Raw genomic sequence first — 4,939 nt, 5'->3', positions numbered from 1 at the left:
AATTCAATGCTAGCTATAAAGATATTCCTGATGAAAAATATGATGATGTAATTAAATACATTGAATTTTTAAAACAAAATCCAAGTTAATCTTATTTTCAAATAAATTATTGTTTTGGAAAATAATCTTTGAGCTCACCTTCTCGGTAAACATCAGCTGTACAACAATGAAGGCCTCCTCCAAAAGCATATGCATCTCTAAGTTCAACTGGTATAACTTCCATTCCTAATTTATCCAATTGTTCAGCTTGATAAGTTTCACTTTTTTCCACACATACAGTCTTAGGATCTAATACTAAAACATTCATTGATAGCCATGTTGATGAATAACACAATGGTGGTGGTTCGTTATGTGCTGGTTGTGCGCTGTCCACTATTTCCCAACCATTATCCTCAAATAATTTTCTTTGTTCTTTAGGAAGTCTTCTTTGTGGGTTATTAATAATTAAACCCTCCTTTATTGGTGTAAAAGTTGCATCAATATGAATTGGATAAGGATCACCTGGGAAGTTAACTGCATGAACTCTGTGATCTTTATAATGTCTTTTAAGCCAATCTATTCCTTTTAAATTTGTTGTAAACCCATGTTGAACAACTAAATCTTTACCAAATCTTAGCACGTCCGCTGCATCAAATAATGGTTCTTCTTCAGTGGTTACAAAATATTTTTTTTCAGTCCACTCTAATCTTTTTTGAACACCAATTTTATCTGATAAATAATCTTTTCTGTAATCTGCATCCGTTAATCTTGGCTTTGGAGCAGACTCGTGTCTCATGTTAGGATCTTGATTATAATAATCTTTTAAAAGTGGTCGGTAACATAAATATTCAAACCAACGACATCGGTAACTCATTGTAGCTTCTAAAATTTCGTTTCCTACTGTCAACAAAACATCTCTTGGAGGCATGCAGCCAAACATGGTTTCTGCTTCCCAATCTGGTGTAGAAGTTTTTTGATTAAAATCAATTGGTGTCGGTCGATCAACTTTAATGCCTTTTTTTTCAAGTATGTTTGAAAAGTTATCTAATAATTCATTTGCTTTATCGACAGTATCTTTTGTTCTTGGTCCAAACTGACCTCGCATATCACTATCTTCTGGAACTTTTGCATCTAATGCTGGCTCTGGTGCTGGTATACATGTGCCATCCGCTCTACCAACAATTACATGTTTTAACGGATCCCACTCATTCCAACTATTAACAATAGTTTTATTCTCACTCATAAGGATTAGTTTTTTATAATATTATGCTCAGGGCCGAAAGGAAATTTTGTAATATTTTCTACTCGATCTTTACCAATCACCAAAATATCGTGTTCTCTATATCCGCCTGCACCAGGATTACTCTCTGGTATCATTATCATTGGTTCCATAGAAACCACCATGTTTTCCTCAAGAATAGTATCAATGTCTTCTCTTAACTCTAAACCTGCTTCTCTACCATAAAAGTGGGAAAGCATACCAAATGAATGTCCGTAACCAAAAGTTCTATACTGAAGGTAACCAAGTTCAGCAAACAATTCATTTAACTCATGACAAATATCTGAACATTTAACACCTGGTTTAATCAATTCTAATCCTCGCTTATGCACTTTTACGTTTGCTTCCCATGCTTTAAGTGAGGCATCATTAGCATGATCTAAAAATAAAGTTCGCTCTAGCGCGGTGTAGTATCCTGAGATCATTGGAAAAGTATTTAAAGATAAAATATCTCCTTTAACTAATTTTCTATTAGTCTTTGGATTGTGAGCTCCATCTGTATTGATACCAGATTGAAACCATACCCAAGTGTCCATGTACTCAGCCCCTGGATAACTTTTAACAATCTCTCTTTCCATTCTATCTCTTGCTGCAATTGCTACTTCGATCTCTGTATTATCTTCTCTAATATTTTTAACTATTTCTTCACCTCCAATATCTGCAATTCTTGCGCCATTTTTGATGATCTCAATTTCTTCATTCGATTTAATCATTCTAAGTTTCATTAGATCTTTTGATACATCACTAAAAACAGAGAAAGTAAAAATAGACCCTATTTTTTCTCTCATATCTAACGTGACATGATCATTTTCAATTCCAATATTTTTTGGAGGTTCATCTCTTCCAATAATTGAAACAATAGCTCTTAAAAAATTATCTCTTTTCCAATCAGTATAAATAACGTTATCACAATGAGATCTACGCCATGGTTGACTTGCATCAATGTTAGCTGAAATTGTTGAGATTTTATTTTGAGTGATTACACATCCGTATGGTCTACCAAAAGAGCAATAAATAAAACCTGTGTAATATGCAACGTTATGCATTGAGGTTAAGATAACCATATCAAGACCGTTTTGGTCCATCACTGATCTAAGTTTACTTACTCGATCGTTATATTCTTTATTAGTAAATGGTAATTTTACTTTCTCACCATTTTTAAGTTCAAAAAAATCTGGTCGTTCCATATTAATTTAATGCTATATATCTTTTGTTCCATTTCATTATTAAACTGTAATAAAATATAGATACAAAAAGAAAAAAACCGCCAATTATAGTATTTGTGGATGGCACTTCATTAATACCAAATAATGGTAACCAAACCCAAAAAATTCCACCTACAACCTCAGTTAAAGATAATAAAGTCAATTCTGCTGCTGGTATCGCTTTAGATCCAATTGAATATAAAATTAAACCAAAACAGACTAATGTCCCATGCAAAGAAAACAAAGCTCCGTTATAGCTAGATGAAAAGAAAACTAAGTCTTTTGATAAAATCATAATTGTTGCAAACACAAAACAAAAGAAACCAGCAAAAGCTACTGTTGTGAATTTTGGTGTTTCTTTTCTCCATCTAAGCGTTACAGAAAAAACTGAGAAACCAATTGAAGAAGTTAAACCAAATACGAAACCAATTAATGATCTTTCACCAGTGTTTCCAAGTGCCATAATAATGATACCAGCTGTTGCAATTATTATTGATATCCACACATTAAGAGAAATTTTTTCTTTTAAAAATAAAAATGCCAATAATGCTGTAAAAAAAGGCATTGCTGCTAAACAAAGCAAAGTAACCGCAGTGCTAGTATTTGTAATTGAATAAATAAATGTAATCATAGCGATCCCCAATCCAGATCCACCGATTACTCCAGATAAACCTATTTTATAATAGTTTTTGTAAAATTTTTTTCCTTCCTCGAAAAATAAATAAAGATTTAATAGAATAAAAATTGTTAAACCTCTACCAAAAATATACTGCCAAGGTGCCAATTGCGGATTATCCATGTATCGAACCACTAATGGACCAAACGACCACAACAGACCGGCAAAAAGTACAACGGGAATGGCTATTCTTGGATTTCTCAACTCTAACATAATGAGAAATCTAATTGTAAATAGAATTTTCTACAACAAAAATACGTTTCTAAACTAAATTTTGATTTGAGAGGTTGGGGAAAAAGCAATCAACGACATCTCCCTTTTTAAATTTTGATTTACCCGCTGGTAACAAAACCCAAATATTTGATTTTACAAATGATTTAATTCTAAAAGACTCTTGACCTTTTAAAATTTCAACATTTATTTTTCCATTTTTAGTTGTGCTTAATTGACTCTTTACAAATCTTGTGAAATTCTTTTTTTTAACAAAACCATTCGTCAAAATAGCTTTAATTGATTTTTCTTCTGATAATCCTAAGGCACTTAAAATATATGGAATTACAAAAAATCTAAAACATGCAGCTGAAGAAATTGGATTTCCAGGGAGTCCAAATATTGCCTTTTCTTTCCCTTTAATTTTTGCAAACATTATTGGTTTTCCTGGCCTTATTGCAGCACTTTTAAAGTAGCTTGATAACTTAAATTTTTTAACAACATCAGGTATAAAATCAAACTTACCTGCGGAAACTGCACCTGACGTAATAATAATATCATCTTTAGATTTAATTAATTTATTTATTTTTTGTTTAAAAATATTTTGATGATTGTCTCTTAATATACTGCTACTTTTAAAATTAAATAAAAAATTTTGATTTAAGTTTTTTATATAGTGTGTGTTAGAATTTCTTACCATCCAGTTTGGAATATTGTCTTTGTTTGATATTTCGTTTCCAGTTGAAAAAAATAATATATTAATCTTTTTTTTTACTTTAATTTGTTTAATACCTAAACTTTTAAAAGCTAAAATATGATTTGGTTGAACAATTGTATTTTTTTTTATTACAACCTCTCCTTTTCTATAATCTGAACCTGCAAACCTAACGTGATCAAATTTTTTTATTTTCTGGTCGATTAAAATATATTTTTTATTAGGAGCAAAAATTATTTGTTCTATAGGAATAATTGTATCGAAACCCTTTGGGATAATTCCTCCAGTCATTATTTCAGCAGTATCAAATTTTTTTATCTTTTTTTTAAATGGTTTCATTCCTGCAGCAATTGAACCAATAATTTTAAATTTTTTTGGGAATTTTTTTTTTAATCGATTAGTATCTTTTGAATTAATTGCGTAACCATCAAATGCAGCATTATTCCCTGCTGGATAATTTATATTAGAATAAATATTGGTAGAAACTACTCTATTTAGAGAATTTACACCCTTTATAGTTTCGTCTTTAATTTTAATTTTTGCTTTTTTTAAAATTCTTTTTGATTTTTCGTAACTAATCATTTTTGAATATTTCTTCAGCTTTTTTTAAATCTTCTTTTGTATTTATATTAAAGAAAGGATCATTATTTGAAAACTCCATATTAATTATTTTTACCCCAGTATTATTAGCCCACCACTCTACTTTTCTTTCTCCATTATTTAGATCCTTCTTTAGCTTATCTAGTAAATTAATCGACCATAAGCCAAATATATTATGTCGTGTGTTGTTTGACTTAATGAAAAATAAATCACTTTCATTGAAATTAATATTTTGAATAAAATCTTTAAGTATTTGTCTCTTAAAAAAAGGTGTA

Annotated in this window: 4 protein-coding genes and 1 pseudogene; all 5 read right to left on the bottom strand. The window is 30.3% G+C overall.

What is annotated here, in order from left to right:
* Positions 1 to 106: 106 nt before the first annotated feature.
* Positions 107 to 1,222, bottom strand: a complete 1,116-nt coding sequence (locus AMO08_RS03180) for a serine/threonine protein kinase (RefSeq protein ID WP_075485070.1) — start codon at positions 1,220 to 1,222, stop codon at positions 107 to 109.
* Positions 1,223 to 1,227: 5 nt separating this feature from the next.
* Positions 1,228 to 2,445: an aminopeptidase P family protein gene (locus tag AMO08_RS03175; RefSeq protein ID WP_075485067.1), complete on the bottom strand. Its 1,218-nt coding sequence runs from the start codon at positions 2,443 to 2,445 to the stop codon at positions 1,228 to 1,230.
* 1 nt (position 2,446) lies between these two features.
* Entirely contained in the window at positions 2,447 to 3,352 is a 906-nt protein-coding gene (locus tag AMO08_RS03170) for a DMT family transporter (RefSeq protein WP_075485064.1), read from the bottom strand.
* A 49-nt stretch (positions 3,353 to 3,401) separates the two neighbouring features.
* On the bottom strand, positions 3,402 to 4,646 hold the full coding sequence (locus tag AMO08_RS03165; protein ID WP_075485061.1) for a molybdopterin molybdotransferase MoeA: 1,245 nt from the start codon (positions 4,644 to 4,646) through the stop codon (positions 3,402 to 3,404).
* Positions 4,639 to 4,939 (bottom strand): annotated as a pseudogene (locus AMO08_RS03160) (molybdenum cofactor guanylyltransferase); the annotation flags it as partial. The pseudogene AMO08_RS03160 and the gene AMO08_RS03165, both read right to left, overlap by 8 nt.

Origin of the sequence: Candidatus Pelagibacter communis (genome assembly GCF_001180205.1) — a bacterium.
GTDB lineage: Bacteria > Pseudomonadota > Alphaproteobacteria > Pelagibacterales > Pelagibacteraceae > Pelagibacter > Pelagibacter ubique_O.
This window is presented reverse-complemented; position numbering and strand designations above follow the sequence as displayed.